The organism is Pantoea sp. C8B4, from assembly GCF_051336905.1.
Taxonomy (GTDB): Bacteria; Pseudomonadota; Gammaproteobacteria; order Enterobacterales; family Enterobacteriaceae; genus Pantoea; species Pantoea rwandensis_B.
The window spans coordinates 78,377-102,319 of sequence record NZ_JBGMNK010000016.1 but is presented as its reverse complement, the minus strand read 5'-3'; the positions used below and the strand labels follow the sequence as shown (position 1 = coordinate 102,319).

At 55.6% G+C, this 23,943-nt stretch carries 22 protein-coding genes and 2 tRNA genes; 11 read left to right on the top strand and 13 right to left on the bottom strand.

Going from position 1 to position 23,943, the window contains the following annotated elements:
* Positions 1–127 precede the first annotated feature (127 nt).
* Together ACCW76_RS17645 and ACCW76_RS17640 are read left to right on the top strand one after the other, a co-directional pair.
* Positions 128–203, top strand: a tRNA-Lys gene (locus ACCW76_RS17645).
* A gap of 32 nt (positions 204–235) precedes the next feature.
* Positions 236–311 (top strand) — tRNA-Lys (locus tag ACCW76_RS17640).
* A 520-nt stretch (positions 312–831) separates the two neighbouring features.
* On the opposite strand, the gene ACCW76_RS17635 is transcribed toward ACCW76_RS17640, so the two are convergent.
* Positions 832–2,313, bottom strand: coding sequence for an AlkA N-terminal domain-containing protein (locus tag ACCW76_RS17635; protein WP_045833527.1), 1,482 nt, complete (start codon positions 2,311–2,313; stop codon positions 832–834).
* A 345-nt stretch (positions 2,314–2,658) separates the two neighbouring features.
* On the opposite strand from ACCW76_RS17635, the gene ACCW76_RS17630 reads away from it, so the two are divergent.
* The 3 genes from ACCW76_RS17630 to pnuC all read left to right on the top strand — a co-directional run bounded on the left by ACCW76_RS17630 (position 2,659) and on the right by pnuC (position 5,101).
* A complete protein-coding gene (locus tag ACCW76_RS17630) occupies positions 2,659–3,156 on the top strand; it encodes a methylated-DNA--[protein]-cysteine S-methyltransferase (protein ID WP_034829173.1) in 498 nt (165 codons plus the stop codon).
* Between the two features lie 135 nt (positions 3,157–3,291).
* Positions 3,292–4,353 carry a quinolinate synthase NadA gene (gene nadA, locus ACCW76_RS17625; protein WP_038648170.1) on the top strand — a complete coding sequence of 354 codons (1,062 nt, stop codon included), beginning with the start codon at positions 3,292–3,294 and terminating at the stop codon, positions 4,351–4,353.
* Between the two features lie 25 nt (positions 4,354–4,378).
* Positions 4,379–5,101: a nicotinamide riboside transporter PnuC gene (gene pnuC / locus ACCW76_RS17620; RefSeq protein ID WP_436339493.1), complete on the top strand. Its 723-nt coding sequence runs from the start codon at positions 4,379–4,381 to the stop codon at positions 5,099–5,101.
* Here pnuC and zitB read toward each other — a convergent pair.
* The 4 genes from zitB to ACCW76_RS17600 all read right to left on the bottom strand — a co-directional run bounded on the left by zitB (position 5,095) and on the right by ACCW76_RS17600 (position 10,143).
* Positions 5,095–6,060: a CDF family zinc transporter ZitB gene (gene zitB, locus ACCW76_RS17615; RefSeq protein WP_436339491.1), complete on the bottom strand. Its 966-nt coding sequence runs from the start codon at positions 6,058–6,060 to the stop codon at positions 5,095–5,097. The two genes, pnuC and zitB, sit on opposite strands and share 7 nt — an antisense overlap.
* Positions 6,029–9,115 carry an ATP-binding protein gene (locus tag ACCW76_RS17610; RefSeq protein WP_436339489.1) on the bottom strand — a complete coding sequence of 1,029 codons (3,087 nt, stop codon included), beginning with the start codon at positions 9,113–9,115 and terminating at the stop codon, positions 6,029–6,031. Before ACCW76_RS17610 ends, zitB begins: the two co-directional genes overlap by 32 nt.
* A complete protein-coding gene (locus ACCW76_RS17605; protein ID WP_038648159.1) occupies positions 9,097–9,681 on the bottom strand; it encodes a response regulator transcription factor in 585 nt (194 codons plus the stop codon). Before ACCW76_RS17605 ends, ACCW76_RS17610 begins: the two co-directional genes overlap by 19 nt.
* A 102-nt stretch (positions 9,682–9,783) precedes the next feature.
* Positions 9,784–10,143 (bottom strand): YbgS-like family protein, encoded by a 360-nt coding sequence (locus ACCW76_RS17600; protein ID WP_436339487.1) that lies wholly within the window; start codon positions 10,141–10,143, stop codon positions 9,784–9,786.
* A 294-nt stretch (positions 10,144–10,437) separates the two neighbouring features.
* Between ACCW76_RS17600 and aroG the strand changes: the two genes are divergently transcribed.
* A complete protein-coding gene (gene aroG, locus ACCW76_RS17595; protein WP_436339486.1) occupies positions 10,438–11,490 on the top strand; it encodes a 3-deoxy-7-phosphoheptulonate synthase AroG in 1,053 nt (350 codons plus the stop codon).
* A 63-nt stretch (positions 11,491–11,553) separates the two neighbouring features.
* Here aroG and gpmA read toward each other — a convergent pair whose 3' ends face one another.
* The 6 genes from gpmA to modE form a co-directional block, all read right to left on the bottom strand.
* A complete protein-coding gene (gpmA, locus tag ACCW76_RS17590; protein ID WP_256695951.1) occupies positions 11,554–12,306 on the bottom strand; it encodes a 2,3-diphosphoglycerate-dependent phosphoglycerate mutase in 753 nt (250 codons plus the stop codon).
* A gap of 152 nt (positions 12,307–12,458) precedes the next feature.
* Positions 12,459–13,493 (bottom strand): galactose-1-epimerase, encoded by a 1,035-nt coding sequence (galM, locus tag ACCW76_RS17585; protein WP_436339485.1) that lies wholly within the window; start codon positions 13,491–13,493, stop codon positions 12,459–12,461.
* Positions 13,487–14,635, bottom strand: a complete 1,149-nt coding sequence (gene galK / locus ACCW76_RS17580) for a galactokinase (protein ID WP_436339484.1) — start codon at positions 14,633–14,635, stop codon at positions 13,487–13,489. Before galK ends, galM begins: the two co-directional genes overlap by 7 nt.
* Positions 14,636–15,679 (bottom strand): galactose-1-phosphate uridylyltransferase, encoded by a 1,044-nt coding sequence (galT, locus tag ACCW76_RS17575; RefSeq protein ID WP_038648145.1) that lies wholly within the window; start codon positions 15,677–15,679, stop codon positions 14,636–14,638.
* Positions 15,680–15,983: 304 nt separating this feature from the next.
* Positions 15,984–17,456 carry a molybdate ABC transporter ATP-binding protein ModF gene (gene modF / locus ACCW76_RS17570; RefSeq protein WP_436339483.1) on the bottom strand — a complete coding sequence of 491 codons (1,473 nt, stop codon included), beginning with the start codon at positions 17,454–17,456 and terminating at the stop codon, positions 15,984–15,986.
* A gap of 76 nt (positions 17,457–17,532) precedes the next feature.
* The gene (modE, locus tag ACCW76_RS17565; protein WP_436339482.1) at positions 17,533–18,315 is read right to left on the bottom strand and encodes a molybdenum-dependent transcriptional regulator; all 783 of its coding nucleotides are present in this window, start codon (positions 18,313–18,315) and stop codon (positions 17,533–17,535) included.
* A gap of 117 nt (positions 18,316–18,432) precedes the next feature.
* Here modE and ACCW76_RS17560 point away from each other — a divergent pair, with 117 nt between their 5' ends.
* From ACCW76_RS17560 to modC, 4 genes are all read left to right on the top strand, one after another.
* Complete coding sequence (locus ACCW76_RS17560; protein WP_013508338.1) at positions 18,433–18,591, top strand: AcrZ family multidrug efflux pump-associated protein; 159 nt, start codon at positions 18,433–18,435, stop codon at positions 18,589–18,591.
* Positions 18,592–18,720: 129 nt separating this feature from the next.
* A complete protein-coding gene (gene modA, locus ACCW76_RS17555) occupies positions 18,721–19,494 on the top strand; it encodes a molybdate ABC transporter substrate-binding protein (RefSeq protein ID WP_436339481.1) in 774 nt (257 codons plus the stop codon).
* Positions 19,491–20,183 carry a molybdate ABC transporter permease subunit gene (gene modB, locus ACCW76_RS17550; protein ID WP_038648131.1) on the top strand — a complete coding sequence of 231 codons (693 nt, stop codon included), beginning with the start codon at positions 19,491–19,493 and terminating at the stop codon, positions 20,181–20,183. The genes modA and modB overlap by 4 nt, the downstream gene beginning before the upstream one ends.
* Positions 20,183–21,241: a molybdenum ABC transporter ATP-binding protein ModC gene (gene modC / locus ACCW76_RS17545; RefSeq protein ID WP_045816476.1), complete on the top strand. Its 1,059-nt coding sequence runs from the start codon at positions 20,183–20,185 to the stop codon at positions 21,239–21,241. The genes modB and modC overlap by 1 nt, the downstream gene beginning before the upstream one ends.
* A 150-nt stretch (positions 21,242–21,391) precedes the next feature.
* On the opposite strand, the gene ACCW76_RS17540 is transcribed toward modC, so the two are convergent.
* On the bottom strand, positions 21,392–22,210 hold the full coding sequence (locus ACCW76_RS17540; RefSeq protein ID WP_436339479.1) for a pyridoxal phosphatase: 819 nt from the start codon (positions 22,208–22,210) through the stop codon (positions 21,392–21,394).
* 149 nt (positions 22,211–22,359) lie between these two features.
* On the opposite strand from ACCW76_RS17540, the gene pgl reads away from it, so the two are divergent.
* Positions 22,360–23,355, top strand: coding sequence for a 6-phosphogluconolactonase (pgl, locus tag ACCW76_RS17535; RefSeq protein ID WP_436339477.1), 996 nt, complete (start codon positions 22,360–22,362; stop codon positions 23,353–23,355).
* Positions 23,356–23,401: 46 nt separating this feature from the next.
* Here the strand turns inward: pgl and ACCW76_RS17530 are convergent, their stop codons facing one another.
* Positions 23,402–23,878, bottom strand: a complete 477-nt coding sequence (locus ACCW76_RS17530; protein ID WP_436339476.1) for a kinase inhibitor — start codon at positions 23,876–23,878, stop codon at positions 23,402–23,404.
* Positions 23,879–23,943: the final 65 nt, after the last annotated feature.

The following is a 23,943-nucleotide window of genomic DNA, read 5'->3' as shown; positions in this document are numbered from 1 at the left end:
GGTCGTTAGCTCAGTTGGTAGAGCAGTTGACTTTTAATCAATTGGTCGCAGGTTCGAATCCTGCACGACCCACCATCTTAACCTGCTGTATGTTAGATGTTTTCTTCAGAAGCTTCACAATCTTGATGGGTCGTTAGCTCAGTTGGTAGAGCAGTTGACTTTTAATCAATTGGTCGCAGGTTCGAATCCTGCACGACCCACCATCAAGTTTAAAGTTGTAAGCCGCTCCTCGAGCGGGTCGTTAGCTCAGTTGGTAGAGCAGTTGACTTTTAATCAATTGGTCGCAGGTTCGAATCCTGCACGACCCACCACTATGTAGAAAGGCGCCCTAAAGGCGCCTTTTTGCTTTTCTGCATTTCTCAAATCTGCGCTGTTCAAAAAATTTAGCTGAATTTGCTGTGAGTCAGAAGCGTCAGTCTTTCCGGGGGGGAGGATGGCGAAGGGACCTCATACAGAATCCATGTTTGGTGGGATTGCTGTGGGTCTGTGCGTCAGCCCGTCAAGGCGGGACGGATCGCGAAGGAATCTCACATCCCTGTGGATCGGCCTCGCCATCCATGGCTCGGACGCTTCGCTCTTCCGCTCCCGCCTTGACTGGCTTATGAGGCTTAATCGTTGCTTCCTAAAAAGCGCACAGATCCGGCATGAAGGCGGCAATAAGGGGCGGTGGAGTAAAGCTTGTGGCGCAGGGATGCGCCGCCAGAGCCTACAGGGATGTATTTACGGCGTCTTTACGCAACCGCCCCTTATTGCCGACTGGAACGCACTGTCGTTGTTTACTAGCAGCTAGAATGCACGACAGATGACCCCATTCCCAAAACGTACGCACAGTCATGCCTTTTTCTTTTTGTCAGCCGATTTATCAGGCGTCAAACTCTTCCAGATATGCAATACCGCATAGCTGCGCCACGGGCGCCAAACCTGCGATAACTGCTCTGCCACTTTGGCACTCACCCCACCCAGATTATTACGAATCGCAATATCCTCTTTAGGGAACGCATCCGGCCAGCGCAGGGCGCGCATGGCAATATAACTCGCCGTCCACGGCCCTACGCCCTTTAATGCCAGCAACTGCTGCTGAACCACATCAGGATTCACTGCGCCGTTAAAACGCAACGCACCGGAGGCGCATGCCTGTGCCAGCGCCTGAATCGCCTGCGAGCGAGCGCTCACAATGCCGAGACTGGCGATATCATCAATAGTTGCGCTAGCGAGCGATTCCGCCGTCGGGGGCAGCCGGGAGAGTTCAGGCCAGGGCGTTGCTAAAGGCTCGCCGAAACGCTGCGCCACGCGACTGCTCAGCGTGGTGGCCGCTTTCACCGTCACCTGCTGGCCAAGAATTGCGCGCACCCCCAACTCAAAGCCGTCAAACGCCCCAGGAACGCGTAATCCAGGATAACGCGCCAGACTCTCAGCTAACAACGGATCCTGGCTTAGCTGCTCGCTGATGCGCTGTGGCTGGGCATCCAAATCAAATAGGTCACGCAGGCGACGCAGCAGAGCAGGCAAAACCGGCGTTAAGGTGGTGGTGAACTGCACCTTGAGCGCCTGTTTTTCCGGTAAATGGCTGACACGCACCCATCCCCGACAGTTTCCCAGCGCCACGGTACGGTGATAAGCCCCTTCACTAACCCACTCGGCCTCTTTCATCACGCGCTGCTGAAGAAAATCCAGGATGGCATCCCAGTCATAAGGGGGACGATAACTCAGACGCAGTTCCGCGCTCTCCTGCACGGTGGTCACGCTCTCCGGCTGACTCTGCTTGCGCAGACGCGAAGGCGTCATACGGTAGCGTGCCTGAAACACATCATTAAAGCGGCGCAAACTGCGAAAGCCGCTGGCGTAGGCGATTTCGGTGACGGGCAACGAAGTCTCCGTCAGGAGTTGCTTCGCCAGCAGCATGCGCCGCGTTTGGCGCAGCTCCAGCGGTGAAACGCCCAGCTCCTGCTGGATCACTCGGCGTAGCTGGCGTTCACTCAGGTCAAACTCGCTGGCAATATCGGCCAGCGTCTCTTGTTCCTCCAGCAAGCCCTCTTCAATACGACGAATCAAGCGATCGGCGATGCGGTGATGGCTATCGACCGGGGCGAAGCCCGGAGCCAGTTCAGGACGACAGCGCAGGCACGGTCTGAAATGCGCTTTCTCGGCGGCTTCGGCGCTGTTAAAAAACAGACAGTTCTTCTGCATCGGCGCTTTCACCGGACAAATGGGCCGACAGTAAATGCCGGTTGAGGTCACGCCAACAAAGAACACGCCGTCGAAACGACTGTCGCGCGAGGTCAGCGCCTGGTATGCAATCTCGGGATCAAACATCATCGTCTCCAGCTAATAAACCGGCTATACCTTTCTTGCTTTAAAGCGCAGAAGCGCTGGCTGCTCTCGTTCATCCGAATCACGTACTTGATAAAGTGCATCGGGATGATGAACTTCCTAAGGAAGGTTCCCCTGCGGGCCAGTGCTATTCGAATCGGCTGTTCGAAGAGTCTCTCGTTTGCCGCCTTTCTGCGCCTTGCATTATTTTGGGTATCGTCGCGCAAGTGGCAAAGCAAAACTCGCTGCTTTCGGACAGCTAACCAGTTTATGCTCATGACCGAAAACAGCCAGTTTATCGCGGCAGAAGTGCGATAATGACACACTGATTTATGCCGGAGGTGCCTTATGTATCATGCCAAAATCATTCCAACGCCAGTGGGTGAGCTGACGTTGATTGCGACCGATAATGGGTTATCAGCGATTCTTTGGGAAAACGAAGGCTCGCAACGTGTGCCGCTGAAACCCATCAGCCGTAACGATCAGCATCCGATTCTGTGTGAGGCCGAGCGCCAGCTGCGCGAATATTTCGCCGGAGAGCGCCAGCAGTTCGACATGCCTTACGACACGGTCGGCACTGAATTCCAGAAAAAAGTCTGGCAAGCGCTGCTCACTATTCCGTTTGGTGAAACCCGTAGCTATCAGCAAATCGCGGAACAGATCGGCAACCCGAAAGCCATGCGCGCGGTAGGGGCGGCCAACGGTAAAAATCCTCTGTCGATCATGGCGCCCTGCCATCGGGTGATTGGCAGCAACGGTAAGCTCACCGGCTTCGCGGGCGGTCTGGCGGTGAAAGCTTTCTTGCTGGAACTGGAAAACCCGCAGAAATCGTTAGGTGGCTTGTAAACCGGGTAAAAAAGAGACGACACTCTCGCGCATTTCCGCTATCGTGTTTAGCATATAAAACGCAATGGCGGTTTTGATGCCGCATCATCGCTGTAACAGGCGATTTTGTTAAATTGAGAAAACGAGAGCCGTGTCATGAGTCTGATGTTCGATCCTGAAAGCGCGATTTATCCCTTTCCGCCGAAACCGGCGCGTCTCAGCCAGGATGAAAAATCCCATTACATCTCTGAAATCAAACGCTTATTAAAAGAGCGCGATGCGGTGCTGGTCGCGCACTATTATACCGATCCTGAAATTCAGGCGCTGGCGGAAGAGACCGGCGGCTGTGTCTCGGACTCACTGGAAATGGCGCGTTTCGGCAGCACCCATCCGGCGAAAACGCTACTGGTGGCGGGCGTGCGTTTTATGGGGGAAACCGCAAAAATCCTCAGCCCGGAAAAAACGGTGTTGATGCCGACACTGCATGCAGAGTGTTCGCTGGATCTCGGCTGTCCGATCGACGAGTTCAATCGCTTCTGTGATGAACATCCGGATCGCACCGTGGTGGTGTACGCCAACACCTCAGCCGCCGTCAAAGCGCGCGCAGACTGGGTCGTCACCTCCAGCATTGCGGTTGAACTGATCGAGCATCTCGACAGCCTGGGCGAAAAAATCATCTGGGCGCCGGATCGTCATCTGGGCCGTTACGTCACCCAACAGACCAAAGCGGACGTACTGTGCTGGCAGGGCGCGTGCATCGTGCATGATGAGTTCAAAACCCAGGCCTTACAGCGCATGAAGACGCTCTATCCAGAAGCGGCGATCCTCGTGCATCCGGAATCCCCGCAGGCGATCGTCGATCTGGCAGATGCAGTGGGCTCCACCAGCCAGTTGATTCAGGCGGCGAAAAACCTGCCACATCCGCAAATGATCGTTGCCACCGATCGCGGCATCTTCTACAAAATGCAGCAGGCGGTGCCGGATAAAGAGTTGCTGGAAGCACCAACCGCAGGCGAGGGCGCGACCTGCCGCAGCTGTGCGCACTGTCCGTGGATGGCGATGAATGGCCTGAAAGCGATTGCGGAAGGGCTGGAGCACGGCGGTAGCGAGCATGAAATTCATGTCGATGACGCGCTGCGTGAAGCCGCATTGATACCGCTAAATCGCATGCTAGACTTTGCAGCACAACTCAAACTCAAGGTGAAAGGGAACGCCTGAGGCGGCTTTCATACAGGTGCAGATCATGGACTTCTTCAGCACACAAAATATTTTGGTTCACATTCCTATCGGCGTTGGGGGCTATGACCTCTCATGGATCGAAGCGGTGGGCACGCTTGCGGGCTTGCTGTGCATCTGGCTTGCCAGCCTGGAGAAGATCATCAACTACTTCTTCGGGCTGATTAACGTCACCTTGTTTGCGGTGATCTTCTTCCAGATTCAGCTGTATGCCAGCTTAATGCTGCAGCTGTTCTTCTTTGTCGCCAATGTTTACGGCTGGTACGCGTGGAGTCGACAAAACACCGCCAACGAAGCCGCACTGAAGATTCGCTGGCTGCCGTTGCCGAAAGCCCTCGGCTGGGGCGCGGCGTGCGTCATCGCCATTGCGCTGATGACGCTGTATATCGATCCGGTCTTCGCGTTTCTGACCAAAACCGCCGTCGGTATCATGCAAAGTTTCGGCCTGAACGTGACGATGCCACAACTGCAGCCGGATGCGTTCCCGTTCTGGGATTCCTGCATGATGGTGTTGTCGATTGTGGCGATGATTCTGATGACGCGAAAATACGTCGAGAACTGGCTACTGTGGGTGGTGATCAACGTGATTAGCGTGTTGATCTTTGCCCGCCAGGGTGTTTACGCGATGTCGCTGGAGTACGTGATTCTGACGTTGATTGCACTTAACGGTTCACGCTTGTGGATGCAAAGCGCGCGCGAACATGGGTCGCGCGCGCTGTCGAATCAATGAAGGTGATGGGCGTGGCCATCCAGCGTGAGGTGTTCATGTGAGTGATGATGCGAGCTCTGTTCTGCGCAGAGTTCGCAATCATGGCCAGTACAAGGCTGATATTCCATTTGCACGGTGGCGTGCGCAATCTGATAGTGCTCATGCAAATACTGATGAATACGCACCAGCAACCCATCATGATCATAAGGTGGGATCACCTGCACATGTAATGTCAGCACCGGCTTCTCTCCCACTTGCCATACATGCACATGATGCACGTTACGCACTTCCGCGATGTTGCGTGTCAGTTCGCGCGCCAGTTTATCCACGTTAATGCCGCTTGGCGCGCCCTCCAGCAGCTCATGCAGACTTTCCCGCAGCAACGACCACGCGCTGCGAACCACCAACAGTGAAACCAGCAGCGAGAGAATCGGGTCAATCGGCGTCCAGCCGGTGAGCATGATGATAATGGCGGCGGCAATCGCGCCGACGGAGCCGAGCAGATCACCCAACACATGCAGTGCTGCCGCGCGCACGTTGAGATTTTTCTCTTCACTGCCACGATGTAACAGCCAGAAAGAGAGCAGATTGGCCAGCAGGCCGGCAATGGCGATGCCGAGCATCAACCCACCCTGGATAGGTTGTGGCTGATAGAAGCGGCGCAGTGCTTCCCAGACAATCAATACGGTAATCACCAACAGCGCGATAGCATTCGCAAAGGCGGCAAGTGTGGTGAGGCGCAGCAAGCCAAAGGTGTGACGGGCGCTGGGTTTGCGCTGGGCAAACTGCACCGCCAGCAAAGCCATCAACAGCGCGGCGGCGTCAGTGAGCATATGTCCGGCATCTGCCAGCAGCGCCAGCGAACCCGACACCACGCCGCCAATCACTTCGGCAACCATAAACAGCGCGGTGACGCCGAACGCCGCCGCCAGACGCGTACGATTGCCGTTATGCGCGCCGTGAGAATGAGTGTGTGCCATAACTTTCCAGTTGTTCGAGTAACCTGTTCGTTAATGATATCAGTAAATTGAACGCATCATCGTCCAGACGCTGCTGTTTTGCCTGATCAGTCAGTTGCTGGCAATATTCGGCAATCTCATCCATGCCCAGCAACAGCCAGCTGCCTTTCATGCGATGGGCGGCACGCTCGACAGCGGACCAGTCAGGCTGGAGGCTCGCGGCCAGCAGCGCATCGCGATCCTGCTGCAGCGTGCGTTGCAGTGTCTGGCAAATCCGCGGGATAAAGGCCTCATTGTGCTGTGCCAGAATCAATAAACTGTCAGGTAATTGACGGAGAGGATCGCGCACCGTCCGTGCCAGCAATGCAGCCAAATGATCGAGCTCAATCGGTTTCAACAACAGCGCTTCGTCCTCTTGCAACGCGATCTTCAGCAGTTGCACATCGGCAGAACAGAGCACGCGCAGTGCCGGCTTGCTGCGGCGCTGCTGACGGCGACGTAAAATGCGCAGCAGTGTTAATCCATCCGGGCGCGGCATCATCTGGTCAATCAACAGCACATCAAACGGCTGAAGCGCATCGGCGCGCAACAGGCTGCGCCCCTCTTCGAACACCTGCGCCGTGATAGCGAATTGAGCCAGCTGCTGCTGCAATACCAACAGATTGGTGGGATGGTCATCGACAATCGCCACGCGCAGGTGCGGATAGCGCGGCCAGGCAGCATGGCGTTCGGTGGGCGCATCCTCACAAATGTCGAGCGGTAATATCACCTCCACCGTGGTGCCTTGCTCCGGTGCAGAAGTCAACGTTAACTGGCCGCCCATACGTTGCACTATCTCGCGGCAGATAAACAAACCCAGCCCGCTGCCCTGCACCGCATGGCTTTTGCCGGACGGAGCCTGATACCAGGGTTCAAACAGCTGAGCCTGTTCACTGAGTGGAATGCCGCTGCCGCTGTCGGCGACCGTGAACTGAATCTGATCCGTCACGGCGAGCGACAGCCGGACCTCGCCCTGACGCGTGAACTTCAGCGCGTTGGCCACCAGATTGTTCACCACCTGCTGCAAGCGATCGCCATCCAGCATCACGCGCGTCGGCAAGGGCGTGAGCGCCTCAACCAACAATATCGGACCGGATTCACGCATCAAAGGGTGATAGAACTGCTGCTGTTGCTGCAGCCAATCTGCCAGATTGAGAGGATGCGGTGCGAGGCGAAAACTCTGATTCTCAATACGCGCATGGTCTTGCAGGTCGTTCAGCAGCGCCATCAGCGAGCGCGCACTGCTGTGCATCAGTGTCAAACGTTCGCTGGGATGCTGCTGCTGTTCGAGTTCCAGCAGGCCCAGAATCGCCTGCATTGGCGTGCGCAATTCGTGGCTGGCGGTGGCGAGGAACTGACTTTTGGCGGCGTTAGCGCGCTCTGCCTGTTCACGCTGCAGGCGATCGCGCCGCTGTTGCAGGTAGCGGCGCAGCAGCAGCACTAACAGCAGCACAATGATCATCCCGGCAGCCATCAAAATCATTAGCGGCACATTGCGCATCGCCATACTGGTGCCGGGCTGGGGGGGCTGTGACCAGTTAATGCGCATCTGATTGAGCGTATCCGGTGGGATTTGCTGCAGTGCATGGTCCAGCAGCGCCTGGAGTTGCGGCTGATCCTGGCTCACCTGGGGCGCCAGTGGCCAGGCAACATCGCTGGCGGCAAAGGCTAAATGGACACGATTATCCGCGTGGCTGGCCATGCGCCAGCGTGCAGACAGCACATTATCCACCAGCGCATCAATCTGACCATTGTTCAGAGCTTGCCAAAGTTGCGCACGGTCATCGAACAGTTGGGGCGTGATGTCTTCAGGCAGCAAGCGTTGCGCCAGATCGGCTCGCAGTACGCCCACACGCTGCTTTTGCAGAGAGGGCCAACTCATCGGCTGCTGCGTGTTAAGCGTGTAGATCCCCCAAATTGCACGCCATACCGGCAGTGTGTTGCTGCTGGCATCGTCGCCATTCAAAGGCTGTAACAGATTGAGCATCACCTGATGTTGTTGCATCAGCGTCTGCGCCTGTTGTGGATTGTTTACCCAGTGCGGCGTAAAGCGCAATCCGGTGCTTTGGCTTAACGCATTAAGCAGATCAATGCCAAAACCGCGCGCATTGCCGTTGCCATCGCGATAGCTCCAGGGGGCGTTATCCACTTCTGCGGCATAAGGAATCTCACTGTGTGCGGCCAGCCACTGCTTCTCGGCAGCCGACAGCATCAACGTTTGCGTATCCTGATAGCGCAGCAATGGCGGACTCCAGCGCTGTTGCACGCGATTACTGAACTCTGCGGGCAGCAGACGTAACTGAGTATTGAGCCAGTGAATCAGCGTGGGATCGCGCGCCAGCGCCCGTAGCGACAGTTCACCGGCGCCGGGATCGGCGGTGATCTGGTAAATCTGTCCCTGCTGCAGCTGGTTAAGCAGAAATCCGGCGCTGGTTTCATCCGCGACCAGATAGTCACTTTGCTGATTGAGCAGCGCATACAGCGCCTGCAAATCGCCGGGCAGGCTGTGCCAGCGATGGTTTTGCACAAAGGCATCAGGCAGTTGCGCCAGTGTCGCTTGCGCGATGGTGAGCTGGGCGTTTTCACTGTTGAACATCACCGCGCGTTGATTATCACGATTGCGGTAGATGCGGATCGGGCTGTTAACCCAACTGTCGCTAACCAGGATGTTTTCCGGCAACTGCGCATGTTCGTTGCTCAGCACCAAATCGACGTCACCGCGCTCAAGTGCTGCCAACTGCTGGGCGCGATCGGCGTAACTTTGCAGGCTAAAGTGCGTGCCGGTCAATTGGCTCAGCGCGCTGAGGTAATCGGCATCAATGCCCCAGATACGATTGCCAATTTGCATCGCCCAGGGCGCGCTGTTTTGCGCCGGCACGGCAACGCGTAAGGTGGGTTGCGGCCATGGCTCAACATGCGGTGCAGGCATCATGGCGGGGAGCATCACGCTGCTGGCAGGCTGTAGGTCGGCTCGCACTGTAAAGCTAATCAGCAGCAGACACAGCCAGAGAATGGCTTTCACTGTTGGGCTTTCCACAGTTCAGCCAGTTCCACCACTGACTGCACGCCGGTTTTCTCCAGAATATTTTTCTTGTGGGTGCTGACGGTTTTATTGCTGATATGCAGCTGTTCACCAATCTGCAAATTCGAGAGGCCGCGCACCAGTAGTGCGACTATTTGCTGCTCTTTCTCGGTGAGCGGCAGTTCGATACGTTCAGGCAGCGGTGGAAACGCCTGCTGTCCGCCAAGCACGGCCAGAATCGCACTGAGCAACTGCGCCATGCTTTGACTCTTCACCACATAGCCCGCCGCACCGAGCGAAACGGCGCTGAGTAACGTGTGGCGACTCTGCTGCGCGGAGTAAATCAATACCGGGCAGTGCGGATCGCGGGCGCGCAGACGGCGCAACAGTTCGAGGCCGTCACTGTCTGGCAGGCCGATATCGAGCACAATAAGATCAAATTGATGCTGCTGTAAAAGCTGACGCGCCTCAGCTTCGGTCGCGGCGGCGTGCAGTTTTACCGGGATAGGGGAGTGAATACAGGCCGCTTCCAGCGCGACTTCGACTAAAGGATGATCATCAATAAGCAGCAGTGAAGCCATGAAACAGTTCCTCTGAATTTCATGGCTTCAGCATAGCGGAAAAGCCTGCTCGGAAATAGAAAGGGAGAGCCAATGCTCTCCCTTATGTGATCGGATAACCCGTTATTGGGTCGTGCCGTCCGTTTTGTGTTTCACATGGCCGCCACCTTTTTTAGTATCGACCTTTTTATTCATATCCGGACATTTACCGTCTTTACACATAGAATTTTTGTGCATCTGTTCAGCTGACATGTTGCCAGTGCTGGTGCCAGACGTCGCAGTGCCGTTGGTGTTCATGCTGCCATTGTTAATTTTGCTATTGTCCACATTATTGGGTGGCAGATTCTGTTTCGCGCCGCCTGCCGCCGCGCCAGCTTCTGCTGAGGCATTCGCGTCACCGTTATTACTGTCCGCAGCCATTGCCGCGCCGCTGCCCAGGGTCATCGCTGCCGTCAGAAAGATAATTGCAAACTTATTCATCATTATGCTCCTTTAATCGATGGAGAGTTGCCGTCAAACACCACGGGTGTTGAGTGCCGAAAATAACGTACCGTGACGGAATAAAATTCCATCTTTAACGCTTCGCTTAAAAATTAAATATCGCAAGAACATCATTCCTCAGTGCTTACGTTTAAAAAGCTTAGTCCATGGGTGTATAAATGCAAATTTCACAGAAGCATTTACGCGAGCGTGGAATTTACACCCGCAGCCTGAAGGGATACATTTAACGGGTTGCGCCCGGCGTACGCGGGGCCAGAAATTTGAATGGAATTATGTATGGATTATCAGAACGACGATTTACGCATCAGAGAAATCAAAGAATTATTACCGCCTGTTGCTTTGCTCGAAAAATTCCCCGCTACCGATAAAGCCGCTGAAACTGTTGCGCAGGCACGTCAGGCGATTCACCGTATTCTGCACGGCCAGGACGATCGTCTGCTGGTGGTGATCGGTCCCTGCTCGATCCACGATACCGAAGCCGCTAAAGAATACGCGAGCCGTCTGCTGACGCTGCGTGACGAGTTGAAAGGCGAGCTCGAAGTGGTGATGCGTGTCTATTTCGAAAAACCGCGCACGACCGTGGGTTGGAAAGGGCTGATCAACGATCCGTTTATGGATGGCAGTTTCCAGATCAACGATGGCCTGCGTCTGGCGCGTAAGCTGCTGGTGGACATCAACGACATCGGTTTACCTGCGGCAGGCGAGTTCCTGGATATGATCACGCCACAATATATGGCGGATCTGATGAGCTGGGGCGCAATTGGTGCGCGTACCACCGAATCCCAGGTGCACCGTGAACTCTCTTCCGGTTTATCTTGCCCGGTCGGCTTCAAAAATGGCACGGATGGCACCATCAAAGTGGCCATCGACGCTATCGGTGCTGCCAGCGCACCACACTGCTTCCTCTCCGTCACCAAATTCGGTCATTCGGCGATTGTCGAAACCAGCGGTAACGAAGATTGCCATATCATTCTGCGCGGCGGCAAAGAGCCGAACTACAGTGCAGAACACGTGGCAGCGGTGAAAACCGGTCTGGAGAAAGCGGGCTTGCGTCCGCAGGTGATGATCGACTTTAGCCATGCCAACAGCAGCAAGCAGTTCCAGCGTCAGATGGTCGTCGCTGATGATGTGGCGCAGCAGATCGCGGGCGGTGAGCAGGCGATTACCGGCGTGATGATTGAGAGTCATCTGGTGGAAGGGAATCAGAGCCTCGACAGCGGTAAACCGCTGGTGTACGGCCAGAGCGTGACCGATGCTTGTATTGGTTGGGACGATACCGAGAAAGCGTTGCGCCAACTGGCGCAGGCAATCAAACAGCGCCGCGGCTAATCGCTTAACGCACAATAAAAAAGGCCAGACTCGCGTCTGGCCTTTTTGTTTTTCAGCCGGGAATTACTTGGCTTTACCCTGGTTAGCAACGGCTGCAGCTTTCGCGGCAATCTCGTCTGCATCACCCAGGTAGTAACGCTTCAGCGGTTTGAAGTTCTCGTCGAACTCATACACCAACGGCACGCCAGTTGGGATGTTCAGCTCGAGGATTTCATCTTCGCTCAGGTTATCAAGATATTTTACCAGTGCACGCAGTGAGTTACCGTGTGCAGCAATAATCACTTTCTCACCGCTTTTGATGCGCGGCAGAATGCTTTCATTCCAGTAAGGAATAACACGTTCGATGGTCAGCGCCAGGCTTTCGGTGGTTGGCAGCTGTGCATCGGTCAGTGATGCGTAACGTGGGTCGTGGCCCGGGAAACGCTCATCCGCACGATCCAGTTCTGGTGGGGTGATGGCAAAGCCACGACGCCACTGTTTAACTTGCTCGTCACCATATTTGGCAGCGGTTTCAGCTTTATCCAGACCCTGCAGCGCACCGTAGTGACGCTCGTTCAGACGCCAGGTTTTCTCAACCGGCAGCCACGCCTGATCCAGCTCATCCAGCACGTTCCACAGGGTGTGGATGGCACGTTTCAGCACGGAGGTATAGGCGAAATCAAACACGAAACCTTCTTTCTTCAGCAGCTGACCGGCTGCTTTGGCTTCGGTGCGACCTTTGTCTGACAGATCCACGTCATACCATCCGGTGAAGCGGTTTTCCTGGTTCCACTGGCTTTCGCCGTGTCGCACCAGAACCAGCTTAGTTACGGCCATAGCTTAACTCCTTAATGCTTGATGTTTCGATGATTATAGAAACCGGCTGCGGCCACCTGAAAAGCGGCACACTGATAGCGCCATACCATAGCGGAAAACAACGCACGGCGTAAGCCTGTCGCTAACGCAGTGCGCGTTTTTCATCCGCTGGCTTACTGCGGTGTGAAGCGATAACGCGTCACAGACTGCCAGCGGTCGCCGGGTTGCAGCCAGCAATCAGGCTGCGGCCATTCGGTATGGTTGGGCGAATCCGGTAAAAATTCACTCTCCAACGCGATGCCCTGGAAAGCAGTATAGCTGCCCTGTTCACGGGCGCGTGTTCCATCCAAATAGTTGCCGGAGTAGAACTGCAACGCCGGTGCGGCGGTAAACACGGTCAGCGCCAGTTTGCCATCGGCCGACCACAGTTCGGCGGCGGGTTGGCTGCTGTCGCCCGCGGTGTGAAGCAGAAATGCATGGTCATAGCCTTTCACCGCTTTTTGATCGTCATCGGCGAGGAAGTCATCCATCACGCGCTTCGGCTGCGTAAAATCGAAGCTGGTGCCAGACACGGCTTTCAATGGCGCGTTAGGAATGCCTTCGCTGTTGACCGGTAAGTAACGATCCGCATGCAGTTGTAAGCGATGCTGGCGCGCATCGCCATGATGCGCATCAAGATTAAAGTAAGCATGGTTGGTCAGGTTCACCGGGCAAGGCTTATCGGTCTTCGCCTCATAGCGGATCGACAGGCAGTTATCATCGTCAAGATGGTAAACCACGTCGGCAATCAGATTGCCGGGGAAGCCCTGATCGCCATCAGGTGAATCGAGGCGATAGTGCACTTCGGTCTCGCTCTGGCTGACAATCTGCCAGCGACGTTTATCAAAACCTTCCGGTCCGCCGTGCAGTTGATGCGCACCCTGATTAGCGGCCAGCAGCAGGTTTAACGGTTTTAACTCTGCCGAGGCGATGCGGTTGGCGTAGCGGCCTACCGTCGCGCCAAGGTAAGCATCCTGATGCAAATAGTCCGATGGTGTGGCACAACCCAGTAGCGCTTCACGTACGCTGCCATCCTGCATGGGTACGCGCGCGGAGAGCCAGGTCGCGCCCCAATCCATAAACGTCACGACCATGCCGTTATGATTGCGTAATACGGTGATGCGCCACGGTTGCCCGTCTGGCGCATGTGAATTGACATCACTTACCATTGGCCCGCTCCTGCAGAAGCTTTGCATACGTAGAAAGTCTCTTTGATGCCGGTCTGCGCCTCATATTTTTCGGCAACGACGGCTTTCACCTGATCCACCAGATCGCCAGGCATCAACGCCACAATGCAGCCGCCGAAGCCGCCGCCCGTCATGCGAACGCCGCCACGTGGGCCGAGTTCTGCCTTAACGATTTCCACCAGCTGATCGATAGGGGGAACGGTGATTTCAAAATCATCACGCATTGAGGCGTGGGATTCGGCCATCAACTCACCCATGCGCTTCAGATCGCCACTGCTCAGCGCATCGGCGGCTTCCAGCGTACGGGCATTTTCGGTGATGACATGGCGCACGCGTTTTGCCACCAGCGGATCCAACTGCGATTCAGAAGCCTCAAATTCGGCCAGCGTGACGTCGCGCAGTGCGGGCTTGTTGAAGAAGCGCGCACCGGTTTCGCACTGCTCGCGGCGGGTGTTGTATTCGCTACCGACCAGGCTGCGACGGAAGTTGGAGTTGATGATCACCACCGCGACATCTTCCGGCATCGAGACGGCGCGTGTCCCGAGCGTGCGGCAGTCCAGCAGCATGGCGTGATCGGGTTGGCCGAGTGCCGAGATGAGCTGATCCATGATGCCGCAGTTGCAACCAACGAACTGGTTTTCCGCTTCCTGGCCGTTCACGGCAATGGCCGCGCCATCCAGCTTCAGCTGATAGAGCTGCTGGAATACGGTGCCGACCGCCACTTCCAGTGACGCCGATGAACTCAAGCCCGCACCCTGTGGCACGTTGCCGCTGATCACCAGATCGGCACCGCCAAAGCTGGCATCACGCTTTTGCAGATGTTTTACCACGCCACGCACGTAGTTGGCCCACATCGGCTCTTTCAACGCTTCAATCGGTGCATCCAGCGAGAAGCTGTCTTGCTGGTTGTCGTAATCAACCGCAACCACGCGCACCTGGCGATCGTCACGCTTCGCGCAGGCAATCACGGTTTGATAGTCGATGGCGCAGGGCAGGACAAAACCGTCATTGTAGTCAGTGTGTTCGCCAATCAGATTCACACGGCCTGGTGCCTGAATGTTGTGCGTGGGTTGATAGCCAAAAGTGTCAGCGAAAACCTGTTGAGTGATGGATTTTAATGACATTTATTGCGCCTCGCGGAAATGGATATCGCTGACAGAACGCAGACGTTCTGCTGCCTGTTCCGCCGTTAAATCACGTTGGGTTTCGGCCAGCATTTCGTAGCCAACCATAAATTTGCGTACCGTGGCTGAACGCAGCAGCGGCGGATAGAAATGAGCGTGCAACTGCCAGTGATCGTTGGCTTCACCGTTGAAAGGCGCGCCGTGCCAGCCCATCGAATAGGGGAAGGAGCACTGGAACAGGTTGTCGTAACGGCTGGTCAGCTGCTTAAGTGCCAGCGCCAGATCGCTGCGCTGCGCCGGGGTAAGATCGGTAATGCGTTTGATATGGGCTTTCGGCAGCAGCAGGGTTTCAAATGGCCACGCCGCCCACCACGGCACCACGGCCAGCCAGTGTTCGGTCTCCACCACGGTGCGACTACCGTCTTTCAGCTCGCGTGCGGCGTAATCCACCAGCATCGGCGAACCTTTTTCGTCAAAGTAGCGGCGCTGATTATCATCTTCTTTTTGCGCTTCATTTGGCAGAAAACTGTTAGCCCAGATCTGGCCGTGCGGATGCGGATTTGAGCAGCCCATCGCTGCGCCTTTGTTCTCAAACACCTGCACCCACGGATAGTGCTGGCCGAGATCGGCGGTCTGCTCTTGCCAGGTGCGCACGATATCTTCCAGTCCACTGAGCGGCAATTCTGGCAGCGTTTTACTGTGGTCAGGTGAGAAGCAAATAACCCGACTGGTGCCGCGTGCGCTCTCACAGCGCATCAGCAGATCGTCGCTTTGCGGCGCATCGGGTGTATCGGTCATCAGTGCGGCAAAGTCGTTGGTAAAAACATAGGTGGTTTGGTAATCCGGGTTTTTATCCCCGGTGATGCGGGTATTACCCGCGCACAGGAAGCAGTCAGGATCGTGCGCAGGCAGTTGTTCCAGCGCAGGCGTTTCCTGCGCACCTTGCCACGGACGCTTGGCACGATGCGGAGAGACCAGCACCCACTGATCGATCAATGGGTTATAACGGCGATGCGGATGATCAACCGGATTGAATTTTTCCATAACGAGTCCTGGTAAACGGCAAACGGATCAAAATCACTGCGATCAAGGTAGCACAAAGGCGGGCCCCAAAGCGTGATCCAGTCTGGATAAATGGTATCGTTTACACAAGGTGACGATTCTCATTTTGTGGGGTTAAAGCGCGCGTTTGCTGAAATACCAGGCGGGTAAATGGTAGCGGTTACATCGACTATTCAATGAAGTGCATATCAATGCGCACACGACAATGCTGAAGGGTTTAGCTGACGACCGGATAGAAGCATGAATATGCCCCTACGATGCAGGGGCGGGGTTGATGACGACGAGATTAGCGTAAATCGTCCTGCTGGAACCCGTACCCTTCATCTTGTTTCACAAAACTCAGGCGGTGAGTAATGCACTGCGGCGCATCTTCGGCATGGTGTGAGACAAACAGTAACTGCGTTCGTCCTTCACCGATCAGCACATCAACAAAGCGGCGTACCAGCTGGCGATTGATCGGATCCAACCCCTGCAGCGGCTCATCGAGAATCAACAAGGTAGGGTGTTTGACCAGTGCACGCGCAATCAGCACCAGGCGCTGCTGGCCCCATGACAAACCGTGGAACGGTGCATCGGCCAGATGATTGTCCATGCCCAGTAAGGCCAGCCACTGGCGCGCCAACGCTTTCTGCCGATCCGAAACGGGCTGATACAAACCTATCGAATCGAAAAAGCCGGAAAGCACCACGGTGCGCACGTTACAGCTGACACGGTAATCGAGGTGCAAACTGCTGCTGACGTAGCCGATGTGCTGCTTGATGTCCCAGATGGTTTCACCGCTGCCTCGACGAATGCCAAACAGGGTTAAATCGTTGCTGTAGCCTTGTGGATGATCGCCGGTCACCAGGCTCAACAGGGTCGATTTTCCCGCGCCGTTGGGCCCCACAATTTGCCAGTGCTCGCCGGGATTCACCTGCCAGCTTAGCCCCTCGATCACCGCTTTATCGTTATACGACACCACACCATTACGCAGAACAACACGCGGCGCATCTTCTGCCAGTTGGGGTAACTGATCCGGTGCATCCGCTTCTGGCAACGCCATGCCATCGAGTTTCTCACTGTGCGCCAGTTGCGCCACCAGCGCTTCTGCCAGTATCGCCTGGCGCTCGCCCACGTGGGTCAGGGTGCACTCGGCAAGCACACCGACTTGTTGCACAAAGTCAGGAATATCGTCAAAGCGATTGAGGACCAACACCACAGTAAAACCCTGCTGGTGCAGATCGCTGAGCGTCTCCGCCAGGCTGGCGCGCGAGGCCACATCGAGTCCATCGAAAGGCTCATCAAGAATCAACAAATCCGGCTGCGCCATCAGCGCCTGGCACAACAGCGTTTTGCGCGTCTCGCCGGTGGAGAGGTATTTGAAGCGACGATCAAGCAGATAGGTGATGCCAAACTGCTGAGCCAGTGCCTGACAACGTGCCGCATCTTTGACTTCATCCTGAATGATCTGTGCGGCGGTACGACCGGTATCGTCTTCGCCCTCACTCAGCAGATCGGTGTTATTGCGTTCCCACTCCTGCGCCACCAGCTTCTGTAACTGCTCCAGTGAGAGGCGTGTGCGACGCTGAAAATCCTGCGTGACCGTGCCTTTACCTGGTGAGAGTTCACCGGAAAGCGCTCGCGCTAACGAGGATTTGCCGCTGCCGTTGGCGCCGACAAAGGCCCAACTTTCGCCGCTGTTGAGGATAAGATCGTTAAGGGACAGTGCTCGGGTGTCGCTAAGGTGAAATATGCCTTGCGAAATTTGCAATGAAGCCATGATTCATTCCGTTTTATGCATCGTGTTACTCAGTTGTAGCGAGCGACGCAGACGAAGTCAAATCATGGCCTGGATTTTAGAGCAGTGTGGCGATGATGGCGTGTTCAGCATTAAAACTGGCGGTCACACTATCGCCTGGCTGCAGATTCTGCTGTTGCATCTGCACGTTGTTCACTGTTGCACACAGGGTTTCACCACTCGGCAATGTCATCAACACTTCGCTCACCTGTTCACCCGGCTCGATCGCGCTTATCGTCACGGGCAATTGATTATCACTGTTTAGGGCATCACGGCTCACCTGAATCCATGGCGCTTTAATCAGTACTAATACCTCTTTGCCGCTGTCGAGCTGCAGTCGCTCAGCGCTGCGTTCGGTGATCGCCACCTGCAACCGCGTGACGCCGTCGGCCAGCAGCACATCAAGGTGTTGCTGCACCTGCTGATGATCGCGCGCCATGACCGTACCAAACAACTGATTTCGCGCGCTGGTTTGCAGCGAGAACCGCGCAATCGCTGCCAGCAGGCTGTCCAGCGGCAGGCTGTCGTTTTGCAGCGCATCAAAGGCTTTCTGCTGAATCTGTTCCATTAGCTGAAACAGCTGAATCAGACGTTCACCATAACGGGTCAACTGCGCACCGCCGCCGCCTTTGCCACCGGTGGCGCGGTCAACTAAGGTTTGATCAGCCATCTGATTCATATCGTTGATGGCGTCCCAGGCGCTTTTGTAGCTGATGCCCGCTAATTTAGCGCCCTGGCTGATGGAGCCGGTTTCCTGAACGCGCTTAAGCAGTTCAATGCGGCGTGGGTCGGCAAACAGCTTTTGCTGAAGACGAATGTGTAGAGAAAGTTCTGCCTGCATGTCAGCTCCTTAAGTTAGTGCGACAAGTGTAAGGCCAAAAGTAAAAGCACGAAAAGGGCAGTGCGTTTTTTTCCCTAACCGTTACAATCACTTTTTTATTTTCTGCGTGAGGTTTCCATGCTGGAACTGCTTAAAAGCCTGGCTGTGGCTGTCATCATGGTGCCAATTGTGATGGCCATTATGCTCGGTCTGATTTACGGCCTGGGTGAAGTGTTCAACGTCATCTCCAAATTTGGCCGCCGCGACGATCGTCCTGCCAACAGCTCGCAACACTGATTTTATAAGCGCCCGCACTCAGCGGGCGTTTTTTCTTTAACTTCCCCTCAATCCTGCCGATATTAAGTTCATGACAGCATTTGTTCCCACGTTGTATTATCGAATATATAACGTAACAAGGAGTAAAAAATGCTGAAAATCAATTACCGCTGGGCCGCTGTTACCGTATTGACTGTTTCCATGGCCGGTCACGCCGTGGCGGCAGAGAAGATCACTGTGTTTGCTGCGGCATCGTTAACCAATGCGATGCAGGATATTGCCACGCAATATCAGAAAAAGAGCGGCGTTGAAGTGGTATCGTCCTTCGCTTCCTCCTCCACGCTGGCGCGTCAAATTGAGCAGGGCGCACCGGCCGATCTGTTTATCTCTGCTGACCAGCAGTGGATGGACTATGCGGTGGATAAAAAGAGTGTGGTGGAGAACACGCGCTACACGCTGCTGGGCAACGATTTAGTGTTGGTGGCACCGAAAAGCGACAGCGCAAAAGCGGTGACCATTAATGCCCAAACCGACTGGAAAAGTTTGTTGAAAGGCGAACGTCTGGCGGTGGGCGACCCGGACCATGTACCGGCGGGGATTTATGCCAAAGAGGCGCTGCAAAAACTGGGTGCATGGGATACCGTCTCGCCGATGTTAGCACCGGCTAATAACGTCCGAGCGGCACTGGCGCTGGTGGAACGTAACGAGTCGCCTTATGGCATTGTTTACGGTTCTGATGCGGTCGCCAGTGACAAAGTGCAGGTGGTAGGACGTTTCCCGGATGATAGCCACAAGCCAGTGGAATATCCGATGGCGGTGGTAAAAGATCATCAGAACGCAACGGTTGAAGCCTTCTACAGATATTTGCAGGGGCCGGATGCCGCTGCTGTGTTTAAACAGTATGGATTTGCGCCGAAGAAATGATACTCAGTGATCCCGAATGGCAGGCCGTTTTTCTCAGCTTAAAAGTTTCCAGCGTAGCGGTGCTGTTGAGTTTGCCGTTTGGCATCATGATGGCCTGGATTCTGGCACGTTGCCGGTTTCCAGGTAAAACCTTACTCGACAGTCTTATCCATTTGCCGCTGGTGTTGCCACCGGTCGTGGTGGGGTATCTGTTGCTGATTGCACTGGGCCGACGTGGGTTTATCGGCGAGTGGCTATACGACTGGTTCGGCTTCACCCTGGCTTTCAGCTGGCGCGGGGCGGTACTGGCTTCGGCAGTGATGGCTTTTCCGCTGATGGTGCGCGCCATTCGTCTGGCGCTGGAAGCGGTTGATACCAAACTGGAACAGGCAGCGCGCACGCTGGGTGCTGGTCGCTGGCGCGTGTTTTTTACGATCACCTTGCCGCTGACGCTGCCGGGCATCATTGTCGGCACCGTTCTCGCTTTCGCTCGCTCATTGGGTGAATTTGGCGCCACCATCACCTTCGTTTCGAATATCCCCGGCGAAACGCGCACCATTCCCTCGGCGATGTTTACCCTGATTGAAACCCCCGGCGCAGAAGGTACCGCCGCCCGCTTGTGTGCGGTGGCGATTGCCCTGGCGCTGTTATCACTGGTGGCCTCTGAACTGCTGGCACGTTGGGGCCGTAAGCGGTTAGGTGCCGCCTGATGCTTAATCTCAATATTTCCCAGCTGCTGGGCGATCACCAACTGGACGTCAACGTGCAGGTGCCCGGCAGCGGCATTACGGCTGTTTTTGGTGTATCCGGTGCGGGCAAAACGTCGCTGATCAACGCGATTGGCGGTTTGACACAGCCGCAAAGCGGCCAGATTCAGCTCAACGATCGTCTGCTGTTTGATTCGGCGACGCAGGTCAATCTGCCACCGGAAAAACGCCGCGTTGGCTACGTGTTCCAGGATGCACGTCTCTTCCCGCACTATCGGGTACGCGGCAACCTGCAATACGGGATGGCTGCGGCGATGAAGCCACAGTTTAACGCACTGGTGACTTTGCTTGGCCTGGAGCCTTTACTGAGCCGCTTTCCTGCGTCGCTGTCAGGTGGTGAGAAGCAACGTGTGGCGATTGGCCGTGCGCTGCTCACCGCGCCAGATATTTTGTTGATGGATGAGCCGCTGGCGTCGCTGGATTTACCACGCAAGCGCGAATTGATGCCGTATCTGCAAAAGCTGGCGAAACAGGTCGATATTCCGATTCTCTATGTCTCACATAGCCTGGATGAAATTCTGCAACTGGCGGACAACGTGCTGGTGCTCGACAACGGCAAAGTCAAAGCCTTTGGTTCGCTGGAGAAAGTGTGGAGCAGCGCAGCCATGCGCCCGTGGCTACCGATTGCCGATCGCAGCAGCGTGCTCAGAGTGCAGGTGCTGGAGCAGCATCCCGATTATCCGATGACGGCACTCTCACTGGGCGATCAGCATATCTGGGTAAGCCGTGTTAACCAGCCGCTGAAAACGGCACTGCGCATTCGTATCGCGTCTGGAGATGTTTCACTCGCTTTGCAGCCGCCACAAAACACCTCGGTGCGCAATATCCTGCCAGCTCAGGTGGTCGAGTTATTAGAGATTGACGATCAGGTTGAAGTGAAGCTGCGCATTGGCATTAGCGAGCTGTGGGCGCGAATTTCCCCCTGGGCGCGCGACGAGTTGGGGATCCGGCCCGATCAATGGCTGTATGCGCAAATTAAGAGCGTGGCGATCACGGCGTGACCTTAGGGTCATCAAGGGCAGTGATGTCCGGATGAAGGCCACCCGGTGTGGCCATCATCTCGCCACCATTGTTAAAGGTGAGGCGCAGCAGCAGCCGCACCTTAAGCATTCGCAAGGTGCGCCTTGATGCGCACCGCGAACATCCTGTGTTTACAGGACTTCCTGATAAATCACTTCGGCAATACCCGGCTCCAGGTTGGTGCCAATCACCTTTTTGGCGCGCGCTTTAATCGCCTCATCAGCATTGCCCATCGCCACGCCTAAACCGACCTGTTCCAGCATGCTGAGATCGTTGTAGTTATCGCCGAACGCCAGCACATCCTGCATGCTGAAGCCCTGACTCTCAACCCACTGTGCCAGACGCTTACCTTTGCTGTTGCCTGCCTGAGCGATATCAACCTGATCGTGCCACGACCATTCGCACGCCAGGCCGAGTTCCGCTTCGGTGCGTTCCGCAAACTGCTGCAATGCACGCGTGTCAGGATGGGAAAGCGCGAATTTCCAGATGGATTGAGCATCCAGCGCCGCCTGCGCCAGGCTTGGCACTTGCAGGAACAGGGGACGCTGCGCTTCCGGTAGGGATTGTGCCCAGTTCAGGGTGCGGGTCACATGGCCAGTCGGCTCTTGATACAGCATGGCATCATCGACATACAGCAGACCGTGAATGTTCTCCTGATCGAGCATCTCAATGACGCGGGTCGCCTGGCTTTTCTCCAGCGGATCGGCAGCGAGTACCTTCTTCGCTGCATAATCGTACAAGTAGGTGCCATTACAGCAGATTGCGGGTGTATCCAACTGCAGCGCCTGATAAAAAGGATGAATCGCGCAGTGGTGGCGACCGGTAACGATGAGCACTTTGACACCCGCCTGTTGTGCGCGGGCTAAAGCTTCGATCGATTCAGGCAAAATGGTTTTTGTGGGGGTCAGCAGGGTGCCGTCAAGGTCAAGGGCGATTACGCGGTAGCTCATTACACTTTCCGTCCGGGAGTTAGCAAAGCGTTAAGTCTACACCCGGCAGCGGCCCTGAGACAAAAAACAGGGCACAAATGAATCCAGCGCGGCAAAATGAAACGCGCTACAGTTATCCCTTTCATCAGGCAGCGAATAAGGAAAAACGCATGAAACAAGTCGTGTATACCGCCAGTCCAGAGAGCCAGCAGATCCACGCATGGCAGTTGCAGGAAGATGGCGCACTGACGTTATTGCAGGTCACGGACGTGGCCGGTCAGGTGCAGCCGATGGTGGTGAGCCCGAAGAAAGATTTCCTCTATGTCGGCGTTCGTCCGAATTTTCGCGTGTTAGCGTACCGCATTGCGGCCGATGGTTCCCTGAGTCTGGCGGGTGAAGCGCCGTTGCCGGGTAGCCCAACGCATATTTCGACCGATCGCCAGGGTAACTATCTGTTCTGCGGCTCCTACAACGACGCGTGCGTCAGCATCAGCCCGATCGACAGCGACGGTTTACCGCAAGCCCCAAGTCAGGTGATTGGCGGCATGGATGGCTGCCACTCAGCCAATATCGATCTCAGCAACCAAACGCTGTTTGTGCCGGCACTGAAGCAGGATCGTATCTGCCTGTTCCAGCTCAATGCGGATGGCACTCTGACACCGCGCGAGCAAGCGCAGGTCACCACGGTTGAAGGTGCAGGCCCGCGTCATATGGCTTTCCATCCGAATGGCGATTATGGCTATGTGGTCAATGAACTCGACAGCACCGTAGATGTGTGGGCATTGAACAACGTGCACGGTCAGGTTGAGCGCGTGCAGAGTCTGGATATGATGCCGAAAGATTTCAGCGATACGCGCTGGGCGGCGGATATCCATATCACGCCAGACGGCCGTTTCCTCTATGCCTGCGATCGCACCAGCAGCACCATTACCGCATTTAGCATCAGCGAAGAGGGTTCAGTGCTGGCGATTGAAGGTTATCAGCCGACCGAAACTCAGCCGCGCGGCTTCAATATCGATAACAGCGGTCAGTATCTGGTGGCGGCAGGGCAGAAGTCGCACCATATCGAAGTCTACAAGATTGCCGATCGCGGTCTGTTGCAGCCGCTGGCGCGTTATGCGGTGGGTCAAGGCCCGATGTGGGTGGTGATTCACACCCTGGATTGATTTGAATCCAGATTGAGAAACGGCGCCTTTTGGCGCCGTTTGCGTATTAAGAATACATCACCGTGATTGATGCACTCGCCAGTGCATGGAAGTGCACATTAAAGCCGACCATGGCGCCGCTCGCGCCGGCGTCGACATCAATCTTATCGGTGTCCATCGCGTGCACCGTAAAGATATAGCGATGCGGGTCACCCTGTGGTGGTGCTGCGCCACCGTAACCGGTTTGACCGAAATCGGTACGGGTTTGAAGTGCACCTTGAGGCAGTTCGACCACGCCTGAACCAGAGCCTTGCGGCAACTCGGTGACGTCAGCCGGAATATTTGCCACGACCCAGTGCCACCAGCCAGAACCGGTGGGGGCATCCGGATCGAAGCAGGTCACCACAAAACTCTTTGTCCCAGCAGGCACTTCATCCCACGCCAGATGGGGTGACAGATTGTCACCCTGACGTCCCATCCCATTGAAAACGTGACGTTCGGGCATTTTATCGCCGTCTTTAAAATCCTGGCTAACTACGCGCATGACTTCTCCTTTTTCCGTTGTGCAGTGTGTTCTCCATCATGGTGGAAAACGCGCGGCACTTCCAG